General features: G+C 71.0%; 14 protein-coding genes. 9 read left to right on the plus strand and 5 right to left on the minus strand.

The window, feature by feature from the left end:
* Positions 1-4: 4 nt before the first annotated feature.
* From OHS33_RS15475 to OHS33_RS15490, 4 genes are read right to left on the minus strand one after another with little or no spacing between them, the layout of a single operon-like run.
* Positions 5-1,084, minus strand: a complete 1,080-nt coding sequence (locus OHS33_RS15475) for an amidohydrolase family protein (RefSeq protein WP_330330986.1) — start codon at positions 1,082-1,084, stop codon at positions 5-7.
* The gene (locus OHS33_RS15480) at positions 1,081-1,650 is read right to left on the minus strand and encodes a 3-hydroxyanthranilate 3,4-dioxygenase (RefSeq protein ID WP_330330987.1); all 570 of its coding nucleotides are present in this window, start codon (positions 1,648-1,650) and stop codon (positions 1,081-1,083) included. The genes OHS33_RS15475 and OHS33_RS15480 overlap by 4 nt, the downstream gene beginning before the upstream one ends.
* Entirely contained in the window at positions 1,647-2,234 is a 588-nt protein-coding gene (locus tag OHS33_RS15485; RefSeq protein WP_330330988.1) for a flavin reductase family protein, read from the minus strand. Before OHS33_RS15485 ends, OHS33_RS15480 begins: the two co-directional genes overlap by 4 nt.
* Complete coding sequence (locus OHS33_RS15490) at positions 2,231-3,883, minus strand: 4-hydroxyphenylacetate 3-hydroxylase family protein (protein WP_330330989.1); 1,653 nt, start codon at positions 3,881-3,883, stop codon at positions 2,231-2,233. Before OHS33_RS15490 ends, OHS33_RS15485 begins: the two co-directional genes overlap by 4 nt.
* 116 nt (positions 3,884-3,999) lie before the next feature.
* On the opposite strand from OHS33_RS15490, the gene OHS33_RS15495 reads away from it, so the two are divergent.
* The 9 genes from OHS33_RS15495 to ddaH all read left to right on the plus strand — a co-directional run bounded on the left by OHS33_RS15495 (position 4,000) and on the right by ddaH (position 23,052).
* Complete coding sequence (locus OHS33_RS15495) at positions 4,000-4,827, plus strand: tryptophan 2,3-dioxygenase (protein WP_330330990.1); 828 nt, start codon at positions 4,000-4,002, stop codon at positions 4,825-4,827.
* Positions 4,828-4,871: 44 nt separating this feature from the next.
* Positions 4,872-6,440, plus strand: a complete 1,569-nt coding sequence (locus tag OHS33_RS15500; RefSeq protein ID WP_330330991.1) for a tryptophan halogenase family protein — start codon at positions 4,872-4,874, stop codon at positions 6,438-6,440.
* Between the two features lie 32 nt (positions 6,441-6,472).
* Positions 6,473-7,861, plus strand: coding sequence for an MFS transporter (locus OHS33_RS15505; RefSeq protein WP_330330992.1), 1,389 nt, complete (start codon positions 6,473-6,475; stop codon positions 7,859-7,861).
* 57 nt (positions 7,862-7,918) lie between these two features.
* Complete coding sequence (locus OHS33_RS15510) at positions 7,919-8,653, plus strand: alpha/beta hydrolase (protein ID WP_330330993.1); 735 nt, start codon at positions 7,919-7,921, stop codon at positions 8,651-8,653.
* A 121-nt stretch (positions 8,654-8,774) separates the two neighbouring features.
* Positions 8,775-15,146, plus strand: a complete 6,372-nt coding sequence (locus tag OHS33_RS15515) for an amino acid adenylation domain-containing protein (protein WP_330330994.1) — start codon at positions 8,775-8,777, stop codon at positions 15,144-15,146.
* Between the two features lie 19 nt (positions 15,147-15,165).
* The gene (locus OHS33_RS15520; RefSeq protein ID WP_330330995.1) at positions 15,166-19,137 is read left to right on the plus strand and encodes a non-ribosomal peptide synthetase; all 3,972 of its coding nucleotides are present in this window, start codon (positions 15,166-15,168) and stop codon (positions 19,135-19,137) included.
* Positions 19,138-19,189: 52 nt separating this feature from the next.
* A complete protein-coding gene (locus OHS33_RS15525; protein ID WP_330330996.1) occupies positions 19,190-20,902 on the plus strand; it encodes an SIR2 family NAD-dependent protein deacylase in 1,713 nt (570 codons plus the stop codon).
* Between the two features lie 17 nt (positions 20,903-20,919).
* Positions 20,920-22,137: a cysteine desulfurase-like protein gene (locus tag OHS33_RS15530; RefSeq protein ID WP_330330997.1), complete on the plus strand. Its 1,218-nt coding sequence runs from the start codon at positions 20,920-20,922 to the stop codon at positions 22,135-22,137.
* A gap of 60 nt (positions 22,138-22,197) precedes the next feature.
* Entirely contained in the window at positions 22,198-23,052 is an 855-nt protein-coding gene (gene ddaH / locus OHS33_RS15535; RefSeq protein WP_330330998.1) for a dimethylargininase, read from the plus strand.
* A gap of 22 nt (positions 23,053-23,074) precedes the next feature.
* On the opposite strand, the gene OHS33_RS15540 is transcribed toward ddaH, so the two are convergent.
* Positions 23,075-24,166: a branched-chain amino acid aminotransferase gene (locus OHS33_RS15540; protein WP_330330999.1), complete on the minus strand. Its 1,092-nt coding sequence runs from the start codon at positions 24,164-24,166 to the stop codon at positions 23,075-23,077.
* Between the last annotated feature and the right edge of the window lie 452 nt (positions 24,167-24,618).

Here is a 24,618-nt window from a genome sequence, read left to right on the forward strand (position 1 = left end):
TGTTCTACCTCTGTTCTTGGCTGTGTTGGCTGTGTTGGCCGTGTTGGCCGTGTTGGCCGTGTGTGTGATCTGTCGGGAGTCCGGTCAGCAGGGCGGCGGAGTTCCCCGAGAGGATCGCCGTCTTGGTGCCGGGGTCCAGCGAGGACGCGAGGACGACGTCGCCCGGGCTCTGCTCGCCGAAGGGGAAGGGGTAATCGGTGCCCAGCACGATGCGGTCCCAGCCCAGCCGGTGTCCGGCCAGCCGGATGTTCGCCTCGTCCCCCGCGAGCGAATCCGCCCACAGGCGGCGGGCGAGTACGCCGGGCGGCTGCTCGGCGCCGCCGCGGCGGTCCGGCCAGGTCGCCCAGCCCCGGTCGATGCGCGGCAGCAGCCATGCGAGCGCGCCCGCGCCGTGGGCGAGGAGCACCCGCAGCCCCGGAACCGCGCCGAGGACACCGCCGTGCAGCAGGGCGAGGGCCGCGTAGGCGGTCTCGGTGGGCATGCCCACGGTGTACATCGCGTTGTAGCGTGCGAGCCGGTCGGCGGAGCGGATGTCCCAGGGGTGGACCAGCAGGGGCACGCCCCGGTCGGCCATCTCCTGGAAAACCGGCAGGAAGGACGGGTCGTCGAGTTCGCGGCCCGCGATGTTCGTACCGATCTCGACGCCGCGCAGGCCGAGTTCGCCGGTGGCGCGCTCCAGCTCGGCGAGTGCGAGGTCCGTGTCCCCCATCGGCAGGGTGGCCAGGCCGACGAACCGGTCCGGAGCGTGCCGGACCATCTCGGCGATGCCGTCGTTGACGTGCCGTGCCATTTCGGCGCACTGGCGCGGCGGTGCCCAGTAGCTGAACAGCACGGGGGTGGCGGACAGCCACTGCTGTGCGACCCCGTCGGCGTCCATCTGCTCGATCCGGGCGGCCGGGTCCCAGCAGGTGTGGGGCACCGTACGGAAGTGCTTGCCGCCGACGAACAGGTCGGCGCTGCACCGGTCGACCGGCCCGCGGACCGGCCAGCGGTCGTCGCCGTAGCGCTCGGCCAGGTCGAGCCAGTTCCGGGGCAGGGTGTGCGTGTGGCAGTCGACCAGCCCCGCGCCGGTGCCCTGTGTCACTCGGTCCCGTCCAGCACGAACGGGCCGGGCTGCGCGAGGACTTCACCGCAGGAACCGCAGGTGCGGCGCTCCACGCTGGCCTGGAAGGCGCTGAGCAGCGGCATCAGGGAGCCGATCATCTCCGAGGACTCCATGGTGACCCGCTCGATCAGCGCGTCGCAGTGGTCGCAGTACCACTCGACGTCCTCGGTGTCGCCCGGCTGGCGGCGGATCTCGACCACGAGGCCCCAGGTGCCGGCCGGCCGCAGCGGGGAGTGGGGCACGCCCGCGGGGACCACGAACAGCTCGCCCTCGTGGACCAGGTTGCGGCGCGGTCCCGCACCGGGTTCCCGGGTGTCGACGCGGATGGTGCCTTCGAGCTGGATGAAGAGTTCGTCGTACGGGTTGACGTGGAAGTCGTTGCGGCTGTTCGGGCCGCGCACGAGGATGACCTCGAACTGCGAGTCGGGGTAGAGGGCCTTGGCCGCCAGTGCGCCCGGGAACGCCGCGGCACCCGCCGCGCGGAGCTGGTCGACCGGGACGATCCCGGTCCGCTCGCCGTCTCGCGTGTCAGTCTGCTGCGTCATCTGCGGGGCCCTCCCGTGGTCACGATCTCGCTGCCGAGGCCGTGGAATCCCTGGCTGTGGTAGACGAGCGGCTGCTCGGTGCGGCCGTCCTCGTCCGGTGGGTTGACGGTCAGTTGGTGGATGGTCGGCTGGTGGATGGTCTCGATGTTTCCGATGAGCAGGCAGTGCGTGCCGTACTCGACGGTCTGTACGACCCGGCATTCGAAGGCGGCCAGGGCGCTGCCGAGGACGGGGACCCCCAGTCGCCCGGGAGCCCAGTCACCGGTGGTGAACCGGTCGGCCCCGGCGAGGCCGTGCTGTCCGGCGAAGGTCTGTGCCAGATGCACGTCCCGGTCGGCGAGCACGTTGACGGAGAAGAGGCCGTTCTCCCGCAGCTGCCGGTAGGTGCCCGTCTGCTGGTTGAGGCAGACGACGAGGCTCGGGGGCTCCGCGCACAGGGAGCAGACGGCGGTGGCCGTCATGCCCCGCCAGGCGGCCGGGTCCGCCTCGGAGCCGGTGGCGATGACGCTCACCGCGCTCGCCAGCTGCTTCATCCCGGCCCGGAAATCGGCCGGTGCCACTTCCCGTGTCGTCGCGGGGCTCATGATGCCGCTCCGGTGGGGTCGGCGGGGTGGGTGTACGAGCCCAGCAGGTCGTCCACGATGCCGTGGAACTTCTCCCAGGGGGCTTCGCGGAAGTTGTGGCCGCGCACGATGAATCCGGCGCCGGCATAGAACTTCTCGTACTGCTGGTGCCGGCCCGCGAACTCGCTTCCGACGAGGTCCCACGCGAGGCGGTGCAGCTTCATGCGCTCGACGGCGTCGAGCTGGGGCGTGTGCCAGAACTTCCGGAAGATTCCGCTCAGTTCCTCGTCCGCGAGGACGGACCAGTCGGCCGGGAACTGCAGGGAGCCGCCCCCGCACAGCTCGCGCAGGACGTCCACGATCTCGGAGTACTGCTCCACGCACCAGTTCATCGCCGCGTACATGGAGCGCCGGTTGTAGGTGACGTGACCGTCGCCCCACGGCTCCGCACCCCAGAGCTGGCCGTCGATGAGACCGCCCAGCAGGGCCTCCTGCGAGGCGAGGCGGCCCAGCTTCTCGCGTACGGCGGGCACCTTCTCGGCGCCGGTCGACTGGGCGATCCGGCTCGCGACCCCCACCAGGAGCTGCAGCTTGGACTGGAACCGCACGTTGGACTGGTGGTTGCCGTAGGCGTGTGCGGGGGTGCGGAAGTACAGCTCCCGGGAGAGCGGCACGTCGTTGTGGACGAAGACGCGTTCCCACGGGACGTGGACACGGTCGAACAGGACCATGGCGTCGGTCTCGTCGTACCGCCAGCTCAGCGGGCCGTCGAACTCCGAGGCCGCGGTGGTGGCGAGGGGTTTGCGGGACCAGAGGGAGACGCCGGGCGCATTGCAGGCAACGGCCATCGTGATCGACTCGGCCTCGTTCTCCGGGGCCAGCGGCAGGATGTTCCCGATCCAGATCTCGTTCGCCAGAACGGCTCCGGTGGCGAGCATCTTCATGCCGTGCACGATGACGCCGTTGTCGTCCTCGCCGACCACCCGCAGGGTGGGGATCGGCAGGTTGGCCCGTTCGTAGAAGGCGGGGTCGCGCGCGGCTTGCGGGGCGACGATCGCGTGCGCGGCGTACAGGTCGTTGTCCCGCAGGTGGCGCCAGTACGCGGTGACGTGGTCGGACCTGTCTCCGAAGACCTCGGGGGAAACGGCCATGCCGGTGACGAAGCTCGCGACGTAGTCCGGAGACCGGCCCAGCAGGCCGTGGCTCAGGTCCGCGATCCGCCGGTGGGTCTCGGACCGCTGTGCGAGGTCGTCCCGGGTCCGGGCCCGCATGAAATACGAGCTGTGCCTTTCCCCGTCCTCCAGATAACTCATCACGTCATGATTCGCCGGGTCGGCTTTCACATCGTAGAGATGTGAAATTGTCTGCGCCGCACGAGCGAATGCAGGATGCGTGGTTACGTCTTCGACAAGCGTCCGACCGACGTAGACGCGGCGGCCATCGCGCAGGCTCTCAAGATGTTCTTTGCCAGTCTTCAACACCCGACGGATCACATCACAGGAACTGCAATATGGCCAGCCCCCACATACGGCCCGGCCTCGGCTGACGCCATCAGCAGCACCCATCTGACCTGCGCAAACATGACCCTGAAGGCTCTTCTTCGGTGATTTCGCACCCCCACGGAGACGCGCGTCACGACATTCACTCACCCAATGAATTACCCCAACCATTCATCCCATCAATGGGAGACCCAAGTTCTTGACGCTGCCCGCACTCACTGCTTCCATCGGAATGCGCCGCGCCGGACAACGCCGGTTTCCGATTGAACGGGACTTTTGAGCTAGTTATGGAACATCCCAGTGACTTGACGATGGAGAGCGGAGACGGGGGCAACCCGTTCACACGCTATGTGGGCAGCGACGTACTGCTGTCCCTGCAGAACCTGCGGACGGACTCGGAAACCGAGCCCTCGTTCCTGATCACCACCCAGGTGAACGAGCTCCTGTTCAAGCTCGCCCACACCGAAGCGGTGCGGGCGAGGAACCAGCTGGAGGACGACGACGTCGCGGGGGCCCTGCGCACCCTGCGCCGGCTGCGCAACGTCTACACCGCGCTGAACGGCTCCTGGGACGTGCTCTGTTCACTGGGGCCCACCGAATACGGCGAGTTCCGCGAGGCGCTCGGCGAGGGTTCCGGGTTCCAGTCGTACATGTACCGTCACATGGAATTCCTGCTGGGCCACAAGGTCGCGATGATGGCCGAGGGCCACCGCGGCCATGAGCCCACCTACCGCGAACTGCTCCGCTCGCTCGGCGAGATGAGCCTCTACGACGCGGTCCTGCGGCTGCTGTGGCGGCGCGGGCTGCCCGTACCGCAGAGCAGTGTCGAGCGGGACTGGAGCGAGGCCGTCCCCCCGCTCCGGGAGGAGATCGTCGAGGTCTGGCGAACCGTCTACACCGACCAGGGCAAGTACGCGGACCTCTACCTGCTGGCGGAAGCCCTGGTGGACGTGGCCTTCGACCTGTGCCGGTGGCGCACCACCCATCTGCTCTCCGTCGAGCGGCTCCTCGGCTCGAAGACGGGCACCGCCGGCAGCTCCGGCGCCAACTGGCTGCGACGCGTGGCCGAACAGCGATTCTTCCCCGAACTGTGGGCGGTCAGAGCACAGCTCTGACGACCCGGCGCACACATTCCCACGTTTTCAAGGCAGGTCTCCGAATGATCAAGAACATCGTCATCGTCGGTGGGGGCACCGCTGGCTGGATGTCGGCCTGTTACCTCAAGGCGACCTTCGGCTCGAACGTCTCGGTGACCGTCGTGGAGTCGAAGAACATCCCGAGCATCGGGGTCGGCGAAGCCACGTTCAGCACCGTGCGGCACTTCTTCCAGTACCTCGGGCTCCAGGAGCACGAGTGGATGCCGGAGTGCAGCGCCACCTACAAGCTGGCCATCCGCTTCGAGAACTGGCGCGAGCAGGGGCACCACTTCTACCACCCGTTCGAGCGCACCCGGGTCGTCGACGGCTTCCCCATCACCGACTGGTGGCTGAACCAGCGTCCCTCCGACCGCTTCGACGACGACTGCTTCGTGATCCCGGCCCTGTGCGAGCAGCTCTCCTCCCCGCGCCACCTCGACGGCAACATCTTCGAGCAGCGCGAGGACCGGGCCGGCAACGGCTCGGAGGCCGTGGGCCGCAGCACGCTGACCGAGCAGCAGACCCAGTTCCCGTACGCCTACCACTTCGACACGGTGCTGCTGGCGAAGTTCCTCACCAAGTACGGCACCGAGCGCGGGGTCAAGCACGTCCTCGACGACGTCACCGACGTCGCGCTCGACGAGCGCGGCTGGATCAGCCACGTGAACACGGCCGAGCACGGCGAGCTGCACGGCGACCTGTTCATCGACTGCACCGGCTGGCGCGGGATGCTCATCAACCAGGCGCTGGGCGAGCCCTTCATCTCGTACCAGGACAGCCTGCCCAACGACCGGGCCGTGGCCCTGCGGGTGCCGGTGGACGCCGCCACGCGCGGCATGCGTCCCTGCACCACCGCGACCGCCCAGGACGCGGGCTGGATCTGGACGATCCCGCTCTTCGACCGCATCGGCACGGGCTACGTCTACGCCAGCGACTACATCACCCCGGAAGAGGCCGAGCAGACGCTGCGCGACTTCGTCGGCCCCGAGGCCGAGGGGGTGGAGGCCAACCACATCAAGATGCGGATCGGCCGCACCCGCAACGCCTGGGTGAACAACTGCGTCGGCATCGGCCTGTCCGCCGGGTTCGTGGAGCCGCTGGAGTCCACCGGGATCTTCTTCATCCAGAACGCCATCGAACAGCTCGTCAAGCACTTCCCCGACGAGACCTGGAACGAGGGGACGCGCGCGTCCTACAACGGCCACATGGCCCGGATGCTCGACGGCGTACGGGAGTTCCTGGTCCTCCACTACTACGCGGCCGCCCGCGAGGACAACCAGTACTGGAAGGACACCAAGACCCGGCCGCTGCCGGAGGGTCTGGCCGAGCGCCTGGAGCAGTGGCGGGTCAAGCTGCCGGACGCCGAGTCCATCTACCCCTCCTACCACGGCTTCGAGCCGTATTCGTACCAGGCGATGCTGCTGGGCCTCGGGGGCGTGCCGCTGCGCTCCTCCGCCGCCCTCGCGTCGATGGACGGTACGGCCGCCGAGAAGGAGATGCGGCAGATCCGCGACGAGGCACGTGACCTCGTCGCCACGCTGCCCAGTCAGTACGAGTACTTCGCGCACATGCGCAGGCCGTCGTCAGCGTGATCGCTGACACGGAACAAGGTGAGGACTGTCAAGTGACAACGAACGACTCGATGGAGAAGGCGGAGACCGCGACCGAGCGGCCGCGCGCCAGTCCGTGGCGCAACCTGGACTTCCGCCGCCTGATGGTGGGCAACACCGCCTCCCACTTCGGGTACCAGATCAGCGATGTCGCGGTGCCCCTGGTGGCCGTGACGACGGTGGGCGCGTCCGCGTTCGACGTGGGCCTGATGCGCATGGTCGGACAGCTGCCCTACCTGCTGCTGGTCCTGTTCGTCGGCGTACTCGTCGACCGGTGGCGCCGCCGCAACGTGCTGATCGCGGCGGACCTGGGGCGGGCCCTGGCCCTGGCCCTGATCCCGCTGGCCTACGCCTTCCACGGGCTGGGGATCTCGACGCTGTACATCGTCGCGTTCCTGGTCGGCACGTGCACGGTGCTGTTCGACGTCGGCGCCCAGGCGTTCCTGCCCCGGGTGATCGAAAGGGAGCAGCTCGCCAAGGGCAACAGCGAGCTGGAGACGGCCCGTTCGACGGCGCTGATCTGCGGTCCGGCGCTCGGTGGTCTGCTGGTCTCGCTCATCATGCCCCCGGCCGCCGTGGTCGCGGCAGTCGGCTTCTTCCTGCTCTCGGCCCTGGCCATCTGGCGCATCCAGAAGCCCGAACCGGCGCCGGAGACGAGCCAGCGGACCGGGAACCCCTTCCCGCAGATCGCGGCCGGCATGCGCTTCGTGTTCGGCAACGCGGTGCTGCGCTCGGTGACGATCATCACCGCGTCCTTCAACTTCTGCTACGCGGCCTTCACGGCGATCTACATCGTCTTCCTGCCCAAGGAGCTGCACCTCTCCGGCTTCGCCATCGGCCTGGCCTTCGCCGCCATGGGCCCCGGTCTGCTGGTCGGCGCGCTCTTCTCCGCCGAGTTGCCCAAGCGGTTCGGCTACGGCCGGGTGCTCATCACCTGCGCCTTCGTGAGCAACATCTTCCTGCTCGGGATCTCCATGCTGCACGGGTCCGGTGTGCTCACCGTCGCCCTGCTGGTCTCCCTCAACTTCATGTACGGCTGCCTCAGCCAGACCTTCGCCGTGTCGCTGGTGGCCATCCGCCAGTCCATCACCCCCGACCGCTTCCTGGGCCGGGTCATGGCGACCCTGCGCTTCCTCGGCGTGGGCCTGGTCCCCTTCGGCTCGCTCTTCGGCGGCCTCCTCGCCACCCAGGTGGGCATGCGCCCCGCCCTGTTCGCCATCGCGCTGGTGATGTGCCTGGTCCCGGTGCCGTACTTCCTGATGCCCACGGCCCTGACGAAGATCGGCACGGAACTGCCCAAGGTCGACAACGGCGATGACGACGCCGACGCCGACGCCGAAGTCGCCGACGCCGAAGTCGCCAAGGCCGACGCGAAGGCAGACGCCAAGGCCGACAACGCCTGAGCGGCGCATCCCCCCTTCCCTCCCCCTCCTTCCCACGAGCTGACAGAAGGCCCCGCCATGTCCGAAACCCCCGACTTCGTGGATGCCCCGTTCATCCTCCCGGTCGAGCCCGTCGCGCCCGAGCGCAACGGCATCATCGACCTCTACCTGCCCGAGGACGCGACCGGTCCCGTCCCGGCGGTCATCTTCGTCTGCGGCGGTCCGCTGCCCGCCGAACTGCCGTGGAACCGGCCGCGCGACTGGCCGGTCTACCGCGGCTACGGCTCCCTGCTGGCCGCGCACGGCACGGCCGCCGCGCCCCTGCAGCTCCCGCTGAACTCGTACGCGGACTTCCCGCGCGCCTCCGAGGCCCTCGCGCAGGCGGTCGAGACCCTCCGGGCCGACCCCCGGATCGACGCCGACCGGATCGGCATCTGGTTCTTCTGCGGAGGCGGTCCGCTGATCTCCACCTGGCTGCGCGAGGCACCCGAGTGGCTGCGCGTCCTGGCCGCCACCTACCCGGTGCTGGGCTCCCGGCCGGGCAAGGAACTCCTGCCGGAGTTCGAGCCCTCGCAGGCACTGACCGAGGCCGGCGCCCTGCCGCCCATCGTGCTGACCACGGTCGGCCTGGAGGACGCGCTGATCGCGGAGACCGAGGCTCGGTTCATCGAGGTGGCCGCGGAGCAGGGGGTGGGCGTCGAGGTGATCGACGTACCCAACGGCCACCACGGCTTCGACTTCATGGAGGCCACGGAGGAGTCCCGCGAGGCCGTCCTGCGCGCCCTGACGTCGGTCCTCGACGCCCTCAAGTAAGACGCCCTCAAGCAAGGCGTCGGCCTCAGTAAACCGGTCGAAGTAAGGCGGCGGTCCGGAACCCACCCGAGGGGGGAACCGGCCGCCGTGAGCATCCGTAAGGTCCAGTAAGGGGAAGTCAGTGTCTGCCCAATTCGTCGAGCTGTCCTCGATCCAGCGGCGCATGTGGTTCGTGGATCAGGTCCAGCCGGGCGACGTCTCGTACAACATGCCGGTGGTACTGCGGGTACGCGGCACGCTCGACGAGTCGTCCCTGCAGTCCGCGCTCGACGCGGTGGTGGCGCGGCACGGTTCGCTGCGGACCCGGTTCCTGGTCCGCGACGGCGACCCCGTCCAGGAGGTCCTGCCGGACGCCCGCGTCCCGGTGGACGTGGTCGACCTGCGCGGCCGTCCCGACGCCGGGGAACTCGCCCACGCGTATGTGTCCGGCGAGACGCAACGGCCCTTCGACCTGTCGGCCGCGCCGCTGATGCGGTGCGCCCTGGTCCGCACGGGCGAGGCCGAGCAGCTGGTGGTCTTCACCGTGCACCACATCGTCTTCGACGGCTGGTCCGCGGGCGTCTTCTTCGACGACCTCTCCCGCGCCCTGGAGGGCACGGCCCCGGACACCCCCGTGGCCCAGTTCACGGAGATGGTCGCCTGGGAACGCGCCGCCCTCGACAGCGGCGAGCAGGACGAGACGGTCGCCTGGTGGAAGGAGCAGCTGGCCGGCGCGCCCACGGTGCTGGAGCTGGTGACGGACCGGGCGCGGCCCGCCGTCCAGGCGCACCGCGGTGCGACCCGGCGGTTCACGGTGCCCGCGGACGTCGTCTCCGGGCTGGAGTCGCTGGGGCGCTCGGCCGGGGCGACGATGTTCATGACCCTGCTGTCCGCCTTCGGCCTGGTCCTCTCCCGGCACGCGGGCCAGGACGAGGTGCTGGTGGGCGCGCCGGTGGCATTCCGTCCGCGCTCGGAGTTCGAGCGTTCGGTCGGCTGCTTCCTCAACACCGTGCCGATGCGGGTGGACACGGCCGGTGCGCCGACCTTCTCGGAGCTGCTGGCCCGGGTGAAGGAGATGTCGCTGGCGGCCTACGACCACCAGCAGGCCCCCTTCGAACGGCTGGTGGCCGCGCTCTCCCCCGAGCACGACCTCAGCCGCAACCCGCTGGTCCAGGTCCTGCTCAACTTCGACGGGGAGCCGCAGCCGCCGGTGTTCCCCGGCTGCACCGTCGAGCACGTACCGAACGAGACGGTCTCGGCGAAGTTCGACCTCACCCTCTACGTCAAGTCCTCCGAGGGCCGGCTCCTCCTCGACCTCGTCTATGACGCCGACCTCTTCACCGACACCCGGATCGGCTGGCTGCTGGAGCAGACCGGGGAGCTGCTGTCCCAGGTCAGCCGCAACCCGCACCGGCCCGTCGGCGGCTACCCGCTGCTCTCCCGCGAGAGCAGCGCGAAACTGCCCGATCCCTACGAGCCCCTGACCCCGCACTGGCCCGGTTCGCTCCTCGACCGGCTGGCCAAGGTCGTGGACACGGATCCGGACCGGATCGCGATGTCCGCCGCGGACGGCGACTGGACCTACCGGCAGCTCGACCGGGCCGCCAACCAGCTCGCCCGGAGGCTGCGCGCGGCCGGTGTGCAGCGCGGTGACCTGGTCGGCATCCTGATCAGCCGGGATCCGTCCACCCAGGTGGCGATGCTCGCGGCGATGAAGTGCGCCGCCCCGTTCGTCATCATGGATTCGACCATGCCGGCGGCCCGCCTGGCCCAGTGCCTGGAAGTGAGCACGCCGAAGGCCCTGGTCATCACCCGCGGTTGTACGGACCTCGCGGACGAGGTGTCCGAGGTCGCGGCGGTGTCGGCCGAGGTCATCCGGATGGACGCCGGGGCCGACTGGACGTCCCTGCCCGGCGAGAGCATCACCACCGGACTCGGCCCCGCCGACACCATCTACGCGGTGTTCACCTCCGGCTCCACGGGCACCCCCAAGTGCGTACTGACCAGGCACGACGCCGTCATGCACTTCCTCGACTGGTACGAGACCTCACAACAGCTGTGCTCCGAGGACCGGTTCGCCGTCCTCGCCGGCCTCGGCTACGAGGTCCTGATGCGCGACCTCCTGACGCCCATGTGGGTCGGCGCCATGTCGGTCTTCCCCGAGCACGACCGGCTGGACTTCCCCGCCACCAGCCGGTGGCTCGGCGAGTCCGCGGCGAGCGTCGTCCACCTCACCCCGCCGTACGCGAACGAGCTGGCCGCGGCCATGCCCCCGGGCGGCAAGCTGCCGCACATGCGCCTCGTCGGCATCAACGGCGACGTACTGCGCCGCAGCACGGCGGTCGCCTGGGCCGCGATGGCGCCCGACTCGATCCTGATCAACATCTACGGGGCGACCGAGACCCCGCAGGTGATCTCGGCGCTGTCGCTGCGCGACCCGGACTCCCCCGACGGCATCCTGCCCTTCTCCTCGAAGTCACCGATCGGACCCGGCATCACCGGGATCCAGATCCTGTGCGTGAACCCCGCGGGAGAGCTGTGCGCCGAGGGCGAGATCGGTGAACTCGTCGTGCGCACCCCCTACCTCGCGAGCTACCTCCGCGGCGAGGCCGGCGGGTTCACCACGAGCCCGTGGACCGGAGACCCGGAGGACCGGATCTACCGGACCGGTGACCGGGTCCGGTACCTGGGCGAGGGCTGCGCCGAGTTCGTCGGCCGGGTGGACCACCAGATCAAACTGCGCGGCCACCGCATCGAGCCGGGCGACATCGAGGGGGTGCTGGTCGGCCACGAGGGCGTGGGCCAGGCCCTGGTCCTGGTCCGGGAGGACCGGCCCGGCGACCGTCGCCTCGTCGCGTACGTCACGGCCGTCCCCGGGGCCGAGCCGCCGAGCCCTGCCGCGCTGCGCAAGCGCACGAGTGCCGCGCTGCCCAAGCAGATGGTGCCTTCGGCGTTCATCGTGCTGCCGGGCTTCCCCCTGAACCACAACGGCAAGGTGGACCGGGCGGCGCTGCCCGCGCCGAGCGGCGAAACGGAGTGCGACGAGGGTTCCCGGCCGCCGGCCACCGATGCCGAGCGGGAGATGGCCCGGCTGTGGGAGGACGTGCTCGCGGTCACCGGGATCGGCGTCGAGGACGACTTCTTCGCACTCGGCGGGCACTCGCTGCTCCTCACCCGGCTGCTGTCCCGCGTGGCGGAGAGCTTCGGCGTCCGCCTCAGCATGCGCGAGGTCTTCCAGGACCCGACCGTCTCCGGCTTCCTGCGGCAGCTCGCGGACGGGGTGCGGGAACCGGCGGTGGCGGAGCCGCCGATGGCCGCGTCGACCGCCGACGGCGACGGGCTCCATGGCCTGTCGCTCGTACAGCGGCGCCTGTGGTTCGTGGACCAGGTCCAGCCCGGCGACGTCTCGTACAACATGTCGGCGGTGCTGCGGGTGCGCGGCACGCTCGACGCGTCCTGCCTGCAGTCCGCGCTCGACGTGGTGGTGGCCCGGCACGGAGCGCTGCGGACCCGGTTCCCGGTCCGCGACGGCGACCCCGTCCAGGAGGTCCTCCCCGACGCCCGCGTCCTGGTGAAGACGGTCGACCTGCGGGAGCGGCCCGACGCCGGGCAGCTCGGGCAGGCCTACGCGGCCGCCGAGACCCGCAGGCCGTTCGACCTGTCGGCCGCGCCGCTGATGCGCTGCGTCCTGGTCCGCACGGGCGAGGCCGAGCAGCTGGTGGTCTTCACCGTGCACCACATCGTCTTCGACGGCTGGTCCGCGGGCGTCTTCCTGGAGGACCTCTCCCTCGCCCTGGAGGGCACGGCCCCGGACACCCCGGTGGCCCAGTTCACGGACCTGGTGTCCTGGGAACGCACCGCCCTCGACAGCGGCGAGCAGGACCGGCTGGTCGCCTGGTGGAAGGAGACGCTGGCCGGCGCGCCCACGGTGCTGGAGCTGCCGACGGACCGGGTCCGTCCCGCGGTGCAGACGCACCGCGGAGCACGGACCCAGTTCACGGTCCCGGCGGAGGTGGTCTCCGGGCTGGAGACGCTGGGCCGCGCCGCGGGGACCACGATGTTCATGACCCTGCTGTCCGCCTTCGGCCTGGTCCTCTCCCGGCACGCGGGCCAGGACGAGGTGCTGGTCGGCACACCGGTGGCCTTCCGCCCCCGATCGGAGTTCGAACACTCCGTCGGCTGCTTCCTCAACACCGTCCTGATGAAGGTGGACACCGCCGGTGCGCCGACCTTCACCGAGCTGCTGGCCCGGGTGAAGGAGATGTCACTGGCGGCCTTCGACCACCAGCAGGCCCCCTTCGAACGGCTGGTCGCCGAACTCGCCCCCGACCACGACCTCAGCCGCAACCCGCTCTACCAGGTGCTGTTCGCCCTCCAGAACGTGCCGACGGTGCCCCTGCGCGTACCCGGCCAGGAGGTCGAGGCGCTGCTGAGCACCGAGGCCCGCGCCCAATGCGACATCAGCCTCCGCTTCACCCAGGGCGAGCACGGCCTGGTCGGCGTCATCGACTACGACCTCGACCTCTTCGACGAGGCGACGATGGTCCGGCTGATCGCTCACCTGGGCCACGTACTGGCGCAGGTGGCCGGTGATCCGGGTGTGCCGCTGCGCCGCCTGACCCTGACCGGCCCGGCCGAACGCGAGCTGCTGCTCGAACGCTGGAACGACACCGCGGTACCCCACCCGCTGGAGCGCACCCTCACCGAGTTCATCGTGGAGCAGGCCCGCCGGACACCCCTGGCGCCCGCGGTCCGCTTCGAGGACGAGGAACTCACCTACGGGGAGCTGGACCGCCGCGCCAACTGGCTGGCCCATCGACTGCGCGAGCTGGGGGTGGGGCCGGACGTCGTCGTCGGCGTCCACCTGGACCGGTCCGTGGAGCTGATGGTCGCTCTGCTCGCCGTGCTGAAGGCGGGCGGCGCCTATCTCCCCCTGGAGCCCGGCCATCCGCTGGAGCGGCTGCGCACGATGGTCCGCGCCAGCGCGGTACCGGTGGTCCTCACGGGCCGCGCGTCCGTGGGCACCTTCGCCGCGGACGGCTGCGCCGAGATCGTGGTGGGCGAGGAGACCGACGAGGCGGCGCCGCCCCTGTCGGCGCACTCCGGGAACCTGGCCTACGTCATCTACACCTCGGGTTCGACGGGCACTCCCAAGGGGGTGCAGATCCCGCACCGCGGCATCGTCAACCGGTTGCTGTGGATGCAGGACGAATACGCTCTGGCTCCCGGTGACCGCGTGCTGCACAAGACGCCGATCAGCTTCGACGTCTCGGTGTGGGAGCTGTTCTGGCCCCTGATGACCGGGTCCTGCCTGGTCCTGGCCGCCCCGCGGCGGCACCGCGAGCCGCAGTACCTGGCGGAACTGATGGCCGCGACGGGGGTCACCGTCTGCCACTTCGTCCCGGTGATGCTGCGGGCGTTCCTGGAGACCCCGGAGGCGGCGCGGCTGCACGCGCTGCGGCTGATCGTGTGCAGCGGCGAGGAACTGCCCACCGAGGTCGCGCAGTTGTGCCGACGCACGCTCGACGCCCGGCTGGAGAACCTCTACGGGCCGACGGAAGCGTCCGTGGACGTCACGTCCTGGACCTGCGAGCCCGACGGGCAGGCACCACGCGTCCCGATCGGCACGCCGATCGCCAACACCCGGACCTACGTGCTGGACGAGGGTCTCGCCCCGGTTCCCGTCGGCGTGGCCGGTGAGCTGTACCTCGGCGGCGAAGGCCTGGCCCGCGGCTACCACGGGCGGCCCGCGCTGACCGCGGAGCGGTTCGTCGCCGCCCCCTTCGGCCCGCCCGGCACCCGGCTCTACCGGACGGGTGACCGCGCGCGCTGGCTGCCCGGCGGCCGGCTGGAGTTCCTGGGCCGCCTGGACCACCAGGTCAAGGTCCGCGGGTTCCGCATCGAACTCGGCGAGATCGAGCAGGTGCTCGCCCGGCACGACGCGGTCGAGCAGGCGCTGGCGCTCGTACGGGAGGACCGGCCCGGCGACCGTCGCCTCGTGGCCTATGCGGTGGTGCGGCCCGGGACACCGGAGCCGCCGACCGCCGAGCTGCTGGCACTGGCGGCCCTGCACCTGCCGAAGTACATGGTGCCCTCGTCCGTGGTGCTGCTCGACGCGTTCCCCGTGACTTCCAGCGGCAAGGTGGACCGCAAGGCCCTCCCCGCGCCGGCCGCCGAGCGGGAGACGCCCTCGCGCGCACCCGCGACGGAGGCCGAGCGGATCCTGGCCGCCCTGTGGGAGGACGTGCTCGGCACCGGCGGTATCGGAGCCGACGCCGACTTCTTCGAGCTCGGCGGTGACTCCATGCACGCCATCGCCGTCGTGGGCCGCGCCCGGCGCAGCGGCTTCTCGTTCACGGTCGAGGAGATGTTCCGTACCCCCACCGTGGCGGCGCTGGCCGTACACCACGGCCCCGACGTCCCTGCCCCAACGAACAACACCCCATTGCCCGATGCCCTCGGCGAGTTCTTCCTCATGTCCGAAGAGGACCGAGCCCGCCTGTACGAAGCCTGACCGGCGGGAGCTGAACACCATGGCGATCAACGACGCTTACCCGCTCACGCGGCTGCAGTCCGGGATGCTGTACCACAGCCATCTCGACACCACCGGAACCACCTATCACGACCTGTCGAGCCTGAAGATCTCCGGGCCCTTCGACGCGTCCCGGCTCCGGAGCGTGCTCGCCGCGCTCCTGGCGGGCCACGACATCCTGCGCAGCGGCGTGGAGCTGACCCGGTTCAGCGAGCCCATGCAGCTCGTGCACGACCACGTCGAACCCCCGCTCACCGTCGAGGACCTGACCGGTCTGACCGCTGTCGGCCAGGACGCGCACATCACCTCGTGGCGCGCCGCGGAGAAGGCCCGGCCGTTCGACCTGGCGACGCCGCCGCTGCTGCGCGTCCACGCGCAGCTGGTGGGCGACACCTCGTTCTGGCTCAACCTGAGCTTCCACCACGCGATCCTCGACGGGTGGAGCCTGTCGCTGCTGACCTCGTGGCTCCTGACGGAGTACGACCGCTCGCTCGCCGGGCACACGCCCCGGCCGCCGCGGCTCGCCTCCCGCTTCCGCGACCTCGTCCGGCTGGAGCGCGAGGCGCTGGCCGACGGGACGTCCCGCGACTACTGGCGCGACCTGCTGGCGGACACGGAGGTACTGGAGCTGCCCCGCTGGGGCGACACCGGGCGCACCCCTGCGATCGAGGAGGGCGCGGAGCGGTCGGCGCGGGTGCACCGCGTGGCGTTCCGTCCGGAACTCACCGAACAGCTCAAGGGTTTCGCCGCGGGCGCCAAGGTGGCCACGAAGGCCGCCCTGTACGCGGCGCACGCCGGAGTGCTCTCCCGGATGTCGGGCCGGCAGCGCGTGATCACCGGGCGGGTGGCCAACTGCCGCCCGGAGAGCCCCGACGCGGACCGGATGATCGGCCTGTTCCTCAACAGCGTTCCGCTGGTCCTGGACACCGGCCGCACCAGCTGGCGCGACCTGGCCCGCCAGGTGCACCACGCGGAGGTCGAGGCGCTCGCCCACCGGCGCTATCCCCTCGGCCAGATGCAGCGCGACCTGAACCGGGACTCACTGTTCGAGACCCTGGTCGACTACCGGGCGATGCGCAGCTACGGCGGCCTGTCCCTGACCCATCTGACCATCGAGGACACGAACTTCTTCGAGCAGACCAACTTCCCGTTCACCGCGAACTTCGGCGCCGACCCGAACACCGGTGAGATCGGTCTCGGCATCAACTACGACGAGGCCGAGTTCCCGGCGGAGCAGATCGAGGCCATCGGCGGCTACTACGCCGCGGCGCTGGAGGCCATGGTCGACGACCCGGCCGCCCCGGTGTCCGCTGCGCCGCTGCTGAGCACGGCCGAGACCACCCGGCAGCTCAAGGAGTGGAACGACACGGCCGCGGAGTTCCCGCTGGACCGTCCCCTGCCGTCCCTCCTGGCCGAGGCCGCCGAGCGGTACCCGGACAAGGTCGCCCTGACCTGCGGGGACCGGGAAGTGACCTATGCCGGGCTGTACCAGCGGGTGAACCGGCTGGCCTGGCAGCTGCGCGAGCGCGGTGTCGGCCCGGACGTGGTCGTGGGCGTGTCCATGCGGCGGTCGGTGGACCTGATCACCGCCGTGCTCGCGGTGCTCTGGGCCGGAGGCGCGTACCTGCCGCTGGACCCGGACTACCCGGCCGACCGGCTGGCGTACATGCTGGCCGACTCGAAGGCCGCGCTGGTGCTCGCCGACCCCGGATCGGAGCTTCCCGCCTCCGGGGCCACGGTGCTGACGATCACCCCGGACAGCGCGGCGGACGGCCTGGGCGGCGTGTTCTCCTCCGGCCTGCGGGCGGACAACCTCGCCTACGTGATCTACACCTCCGGTTCGACGGGCCGGCCCAAGGGCGTGCAGATCCCGCACCGCGCGCTGGTGAACCTGCTCCGGTCCATGATCCGCGAGACGGGCCTCACCCACGCGGACCGCTGGCTGGCCGTCACCTCCCTGTCCTTCGACATCGCGGGTCTGGAGGTCTTCGCCCCGCTGCTGGTGGGCGCCGAACTCCGCGTGCTCGCGGACGACGCCGCGCACGCGACCGCGCTCGTCAGCGAGGTCAGGCGGGCCACCATCGCCCAGGCCACCCCCTCGGCCTGGCGGATGCTCGTCGACGCCGGGCTCGGTGAGGAGCCCGGGATCCGGGCCGTGTGCGGAGGCGAGGCCCTGCCCGCCGACCTCGCGGAACAGCTCGCCGTACGCATGGGCTCGGTGTGGAACGCCTACGGGCCGACCGAGACCACCATCTGGTCCTGCCTGCAGCCCGTACGCCCCGGCGAGGCGGTGACCATCGGCACGCCGCTGGCCAACACCCAGGTGTACGTCCTGGACGAGACCCTGCGCCCGGTCCCGATCGGTGTGCCCGGCGAGCTGTACATCGGCGGTGACGGCGTGGCCCGCGGCTACCGCGACCGGACCGACCTGACGGCGGCGCGCTTCGTGGCCGACCCCTTCGGCCGTACCGGCGGCCGGCTGTTCCGCACCGGCGACACCGTGCGCCGCCGTCCGGACGGCCGGATCGACTTCATCGGCCGCTCCGACTACCAGGTCAAGATCCGCGGGTTCCGGATCGAACTCGGCGAGATCGAGTCGGTGCTCCGCACCCACCCGTCCGTCGGCCAGGTCGTGGTCGTGCCGCGCCCCGACGGCCTCGGCGGTCACCAGCTCGTCGCCCACCTCGTGGGCGCGGCCGGGACCGGGGCCGAGACCGGGGCCGCCACTCCACAGGAACTCCGCGCCCATGTGGCCGCCCACGTCCCCGACTACATGGTGCCGTCGGCGTACATGTGGCTCGACGCCTACCCGCTCACTCCGAACGGGAAGATCGACCGGGCGGCCCTCCCGGACCCCGACCGCGGCGCCACCGCCGCCGGAGAGATCGTCGAACTCTCCACCGACACACAGCGACTGGTCGCCAAGCTGTGGGCGGAGGAACTCGGCGTGGACCGGATCGGCGCCGACGACACCTTCCGGGACCTCGGCGGATACTCCATCGCCGCACTCCGGGTCGTCCTGCGGGTCAAGGAGGCCACCGGCCACGAGGTCCCGCTGGCCAGCCTGCTCACCGGCGCGACGGTCGCCACCATCGCGGCGGCCATCGACAGCGGCACCGAGGAACAGGCCTCCGTCCTGGTCCCGCTGAACGGGTCCCCCGCCTCGGACGAGCGGCCCCTGTTCCTCATCCACCCGCTGGGCGGGACGGTGTTCTGCTACGGGTCGCTCAGCGACTCCCTGCCCGCGGACCTGCCGACCTTCGGCATCCAGGCCTACGACCACCTCGGCCCCGACGGCCCGCGCCCCGCGACCATCGAGGACATAGCCGAGCACTACATGCGCGTGGTGCGCGCCGTACAGCCCGAAGGGCCGTACCGGTTCGGCGGCTGGTGCATGGGCGGCGCCGTCGCCTACGCCATGGCCCGCCAGGTGGAGCGGGAAGGCGGCGAGGTGGAGGCACTGGCCCTCATCGACTCCAGCATCGCCGATCCGGTCCCGCCCGCGTGGGTGGACGACGACGCCGCGGCGATCCTCGGCGCCTTCGCCGACAAGCTGCCGATCACGCTGGCCGAACTCCAGCGGATCCCGTCCGAACGACGCCTCCAGCACGCCCTGTCGCTCGCCGAGGGACACCTGGCCCGCCCCGACGTGGGCAGCGTCGACGACCTGCGCCGTCTGGTGCAGCTCTACCAGCGCCACGCCAAGGCACTGCTGGACTACCGCGACCAGGACCACGTCCCGTACCGCGGCAGCGCCGTCGTCATCCGGGGCGAGGAAGCCCCGCACACCCGGCCCGATCTGGGCTGGGGCGCCAAGGTCGCGGGTCCGCTGGTGGTGCTCGAAACCCCGGGCGATCACCGGAGCCTGCTGATGAAGGAGAACACGGACGACCTGGCCGAACGGCTGGTGGTCGCCCTGCGCGAGGGCGTGCACGCGCTCCACCGCTTCACCGGTGCGAAAGTCGCGCGCTGATGACGAGTCGATCGCATACGGTCGGCCGCACCCATTTCTCCTGGAGGTCCCGATGACGTCTCTTTCCCCCCTTTCCGACCCTTCCGACGCTCCCCTTCCCGACTGGGCGTACGGCGTCCGCCGCCTCGTGGTGTTCAGCGGTGCGGGACTGTCCACCGACTCCGGCATCCAGGACTTCCGCGGCCCTTCCGGCGTCTGGACCCTGAGCCCGGGCCAGCAGACCAAGCACACCTACCAGGCGTTCATGACGGACCCCGATCTCCGCGTGAGCTATTGGAAGACGCGCTACGAGCACACCGTCTGGGAAGCCGAACCCAACGCGGGCCACCGCGCGGTGGCCACGCTGGCGGACTCGGACATCGACACCACGGTGGTCACCCAGAACACGGACGGCCTGCACCAGCTCGCCGGCACCCCGGCCGACCGGGTGGTCGAGCTGCACGGCACCATGCGCACCACCCTGTGCGTGGCCTGCGGGTACCGCGGGCCCACCACGGACGTGCTGACCAGGATCGCGGCGGGCGAGGCGACGCCGTCCTGCCCGGAGTGCGGCGGGATCCAGAAGACCGCCAGCACCATGTTCGGGCAGACCATGTCGCCCGAGGTGTTCTCCCGGGCGCAGGAGGCCGTCACCTCCTGCGACCTGATCCTCGCCACCGGGACGACGCTGACCGTCGAACCGGCGGGCTCCCTCTGCGCGGCCGCGGTCCACGCCGGGGCGACCCTGGTCATCGTCAACTGGGACCCGACCCCCTACGACGCCATCGCCACCGACCTCATCCGCGACCCTCTCGGCGAGGCCCTGCCCCGCATCGTGGCCCAGCTGCGCGCGGCGGCCGCCGCCTCCGCGGCCGGGTCACCGGGACCGGAGGCGGCCCGGGGCCGGTCCGGGGGCACGCAAGAGCCGCTGGTCCTGCGGGAGATGGACCGCCTGCGGGGCTCCGCGGAGGCGTACGGACTTCTCCTGGCCCCCCAGGTGCTGGAGAGCGCCGTGGCCACCGCCGCGCTGTGCGGGGCGGCGGACGAGGAGGCGGCCCTGGGGGCGCTCGGGCACATCCAGGCCCTGGAGGACCCGGCCCTGCGACTGCGGACCGCGCAGTGGCTGCGCACGGAGTTCCCGCCGGCCCCTGAGTCCGCTGAGTCCTCGCCGGCCCCGGAGTCCTCGCCGTCCTACTGGAACGAGGCGCTCCCGGACACGCCGACCGAGGACCTCCTCGCCGTCCTCGTCACCCCCCGGTTCCTCATGAGCACGATGATGGAAACCACCGAGGAGCAGGACCGCAGGGCACTGACCGTGCTGGCGCGCGCCGCCGAGACCCGCCCCGGAGTCCGGGCCCGCCTGGCCGAGCTGGTGTCCCTGCTGCCGGGGGTCTCCCCCATGGCCATCGAGGTGGCGCTCAGCAGCGGCTACGCGGCCCCGCTCGCCGAGGCGCTGACCGCCCTCGCCGAGAAGCACCCCGCCCTCCCGGCCGACCTGCTGGACGCCGTACCCGCCGGGGTCACGGTCTTCGGCGAGTTCCCCGTGCTGCTGGCGGAAAGCCTGGTGGACGCGTACGAGCTGCGCGCGAAGACGCAGAACGGCCTGCGGGGACTCACCAAGACGCTCGTCGGCCTGTCCGGGCGGCTGGCCGACCTGGGCCGGGGAGAGCAGGCCTTGGCCGCGGCCCGGCGGGCCGTGGAGAACGCCGCCCGGCTCGAAGACGGGCAGGAGTGGCAGGCCCACGCCGCCCAGGCGCTGGACCGGGCCACCCAACTGACCACATGACAACAGAAGGAAGCACCATGAACCTCGACGTCGCGGGCATACGGACCCGGTACCCGGCCTTCTCCGACGCTGCATCCTCCGACGGCGTGGTCTGGCTGGACGCCCCGGCCGGCACCCAGATGCCGCAGAGCGTCATCGACGCCATCTCGGGCGCCTACGAGGCGGGGATCGGCAACCTCCACGGCGCGTTCCCCGCCAGCGCCCGGTCCGACGCGATCGTGGCCGAGGCCCGGCAGGCGGTCGCCGACCTGGTCGGCGGCGCGCCGGACGGCGTCGTCTTCGGCCCGAACATGACCACGCTGACCTACCGGTTCGCCGCCACCCTGGCCAAGACCTGGGGCCCGGGCGACGAGATCGTCCTCTCGACGCTCGACCACGACGCGAACCTGCGGCCGTGGGCGCAGGCCGCCGAGGCGGTCGGCGCGACCGTCCGGTACGCCGAAATGGAGGTTCCCTCGGGGGAATTGCCCGCCGAGCAGTACCGGCAGCTGGTGGGCCCCCGTACCCGGCTCGTCGCGGTCACCGCGGCCAGCAACATCCTCGGCACCATGCCCGATCTGCCGCGCATCGCGGAGATCACCCACGCGGCGGGCGCCCTCCTGTTCGTCGACGGCGTGCACGCCACCCCGCACATGCCGGTGGACATGGTGGCGCTGGGCGCCGACTTCTGGGCCATCAGCGCCTACAAGTGGAACGCCCCGCACGTCGGCGCGATCGTGGCCGCCCCGGCGCTGCTGGCGGAACTGGAGCCGGACAAGCTCGTCCCCTCCCCGGCGACCGGACCCGAGCGGTTCGAAACCGGCACGCTGCCGCTCGCGGACCTCGCGGGCGTGCGCGCCGCCGTGGACTACCTGGCGGGGCTCGACCCGCGGGCCACGGGCACCCGCCGCGAACGGCTCCTGGTCTCGATGGCGGCGGTACGGGCCTACGAACAGGGCGAACTGGCGCACCTCCTGGCGGGATTCGCGGCGCTGCCCGCGGTCCGGCGGATCGGCGCACCGGCCCGGTCCACCGCCACCGTGTACTTCACGGTGGACGGTCACACGCCGCAGGAGGTGGCCGAGTACCTCGCCACCCGGAAGATCAACGTGTGGTACGGCCACTCATACTGCTGGGAGGCCACCGCCGCACTCGGCATCCGTGACCAGGGATCCGCCGTCCGCGTCGGCATCTACCACTACACCAGCCGCTCGGACACGGACCGCCTCCTCACCGCGCTCGCCGCCCTGTCCTAGGGCCTGGCGCAACACCCCACCCCAGCAAGCCGATCAAGCAAGCCGATTGGACAAGAACGCATGCCCGAGCCCGAGTCCGCGCCCGAGTCCCTGCCCGCCCCGCTCCGGCTCCGTTCCGCGACCCGGCGCCGACTGGTCATGTGCCCGCCGACGTACTTCGACGTGTCCTACTCCATCAACCCGTGGATGGACCCGGCGCAGCCCGTGGACACCGGCGCGGCCATGCGGCAGTGGCACGGCCTGCGGTCCCTCTACCAGGACCTGGGGCACGAGGTCCTGGAGGTGCCGCCGGTTCCCGGCCTCCCCGACATGGTCTTCGCGGCCAACGGGGCCACCGTGGCCGGCGGCAAGGTGCTCGGGGCGCGGTTCCGGCACGCGGAGCGCACCGCCGAGGGTCCGGCGTACCTCGCGTGGTTCCGCTCCCAGGGGTACGAGGACGTCCTGTGGCCGGAGTTCGTCAACGAGGGCGAGGGCGACTACCTGACGGTCGGCGGCCGCCTGCTCGCCGGCACGGGCTTCCGGACCGACCCCCGGTCCCACGCCGAGGCGCAGGAGTTCTTCGGCATGCCGGTCACCGGGCTCCGGCTCGTCGATCCCTCGTACTACCACCTGGACACCGCGCTGGCCGTGCTCTCGGACGACGAGGTCATGTACTACCCCGCCGCCTTCTCTGAGGGCAGCCAGGCGGTCCTGCGCCGGATGTTCCCGGACGCGATCCTGGCGACCGCCGAGGACGCCGCCGTGTTCGGGCTGAACGCGATGTCGGACGGCCGCCACGTCATCCTGCCCGAGGCCGCGACGGGGCTCGCCAAGCGGCTCTCCGCGCGGGGCTTCGAGCCGATCGGCATCCGGATGGACGAGCTGCTGAAGGCGGGCGGCAGCGCGAAGTGCTGCACGCTGGAACTGCACGACTGAGGAAAGCCGCCCCGCCCGCCGCCTACCCGATCTGGATCCGGTGCATCCAGCCGTGGGTGTCGGGGGTACGGCCGGTCTGGAGGTCGAGGAGGGCCTTGCGCAGCCGCATGGTGACCTCGCCCGGCTGTCCGTCGCCGTGGACCCACTCGGCGCGGGCCGACTTGACGGAGCCGACCGGGGTGATGACGGCGGCCGTGCCGCACGCGAACACCTCGGTCAGGGTGCCGTTCTCCACGTCCTTCTGCCAGTCCTCGGTGGAGATCCGCCCCTCCTCCACCGTGTAACCGAGGTCGCGGGCGATCGTCAGCAGCGAGTCGCGGGTGATGCCGGGCAGCAGGGATCCGGTCAGCTCCGGGGTGACGATGTGGTCGCGGTACACGAAGTACAGGTTCATGCCGCCCATCTCCTCGACCCAGCGGCGCTCGATCGCGTCGAGCCAGACCACCTGGTCGCAGCCGTGCACGGCCGCCTCGGCCTGCGCGGCCAGCGAACCCGCGTAGTTGCCGCCGGTCTTGGCCGAACCCGTACCGCCCTTGACGGCCCGCACGTACTCCTCGGACAGCCACACCGAGACGGGCTTGACCCCGCCCGCGAAGTACGCGGCGGCGGGGAAGGCGATCACCATGAACAGGAACTCGCTGGCCGGGCGCACGCCCAGGCCGACCTCGGTCGCGAACATGAACGGCCGCAGGTACAGGGAGGATTCACCGGAGTCCGGCACCCAGGCGCGGTCCTGCTCGACCAGCGCGTCGCACGCCGCGACGAACAGGTCGGCGGGCAGCTCGGGCATGGCCATGCGGCGGGCGGAAGCCTGGAACCGCTCGGCGTTGGCGCGCGGGCGGAAGGTGGCGACGGAGCCGTCGGGCTGCTCGTACGCCTTGAGCCCCTCGAAGATCGTCTGCGCGTAGTGCAGGGTCATGTTCGCCGGGTCGATCGACAGCGGCCCATAGGGAACCAGCTCGGCATCGTGCCAGCCGCGCCCCTCGGTCCACCTGATCTGCACCATGTGATCGGTGAAGTGCCGCCCGTACCCCGGATCGGCCAGGATCGCCTCGCGCTCCGCGGCGGACCGCGGCGTCGAAGAGGGCTTGATCTCGATCACGGGCATCGTCATGCTGGCAAGTCCTTCGCATCGCTCCTGGAACACCGATATCCGGCCCCCGATGGCCGATTATCGCAGCGCCACCCCCACGAGGGAATGGCCTCCGCCCAGCCAACGCCTCCCCCCGCCCCACCCCCGGCGCCACAGCAATCCATGCGCCCACCCCCAGCACCATCCGCTAGGCTGTCAGCGGTCAGGCGACCCCTGACCCCCGCCTTCGTGGGCCTTGCGGAAAACTACAAAACCGCAGCTCAGGGCCCTGACCCGTAAAGCCTCAGGAACGCCTCTCCCCCATTTTGGGAACGCATGAGGCTCCTTCGCAGGTCAGCCACGTCGCCACCCGCACCCGCTGGTTCGACGCACCCACGGCTCCGCGGCGCTCCTGGAGCAGGTCCAGTGGAGAAGGTCCAGAGCATCAGAAGCACCTGAAGCTCCGCGCGAACGTCCTCGACAGCTTCGTCATC

It is taken from the genome of Streptomyces sp. NBC_00536 (assembly GCF_036346295.1).
Lineage (GTDB): Bacteria > Actinomycetota > Actinomycetes > Streptomycetales > Streptomycetaceae > Streptomyces.

Coding starts and splice junctions, on each gene's coding strand:
- OHS33_RS15480 (WP_330330987.1), bottom strand. CDS start 1,650: ATGACGCAGCAGACTGACACGCGAGACGGCGAGCGGACCGGGATCGTC.
- OHS33_RS15485 (WP_330330988.1), bottom strand. CDS start 2,234: ATGAGCCCCGCGACGACACGGGAAGTGGCACCGGCCGATTTCCGGGCC.
- OHS33_RS15490 (WP_330330989.1), bottom strand. CDS start 3,883: ATGGTTGGGGTAATTCATTGGGTGAGTGAATGTCGTGACGCGCGTCTC.
- OHS33_RS15495 (WP_330330990.1), top strand. CDS start 4,000: ATGGAACATCCCAGTGACTTGACGATGGAGAGCGGAGACGGGGGCAAC.
- OHS33_RS15500 (WP_330330991.1), top strand. CDS start 4,872: ATGATCAAGAACATCGTCATCGTCGGTGGGGGCACCGCTGGCTGGATG.
- OHS33_RS15510 (WP_330330993.1), top strand. CDS start 7,919: ATGTCCGAAACCCCCGACTTCGTGGATGCCCCGTTCATCCTCCCGGTC.
- OHS33_RS15520 (WP_330330995.1), top strand. CDS start 15,166: ATGGCGATCAACGACGCTTACCCGCTCACGCGGCTGCAGTCCGGGATG.
- OHS33_RS15525 (WP_330330996.1), top strand. CDS start 19,190: ATGACGTCTCTTTCCCCCCTTTCCGACCCTTCCGACGCTCCCCTTCCC.
- OHS33_RS15530 (WP_330330997.1), top strand. CDS start 20,920: ATGAACCTCGACGTCGCGGGCATACGGACCCGGTACCCGGCCTTCTCC.
- ddaH (WP_330330998.1), top strand. CDS start 22,198: ATGCCCGAGCCCGAGTCCGCGCCCGAGTCCCTGCCCGCCCCGCTCCGG.
- OHS33_RS15540 (WP_330330999.1), bottom strand. CDS start 24,166: ATGACGATGCCCGTGATCGAGATCAAGCCCTCTTCGACGCCGCGGTCC.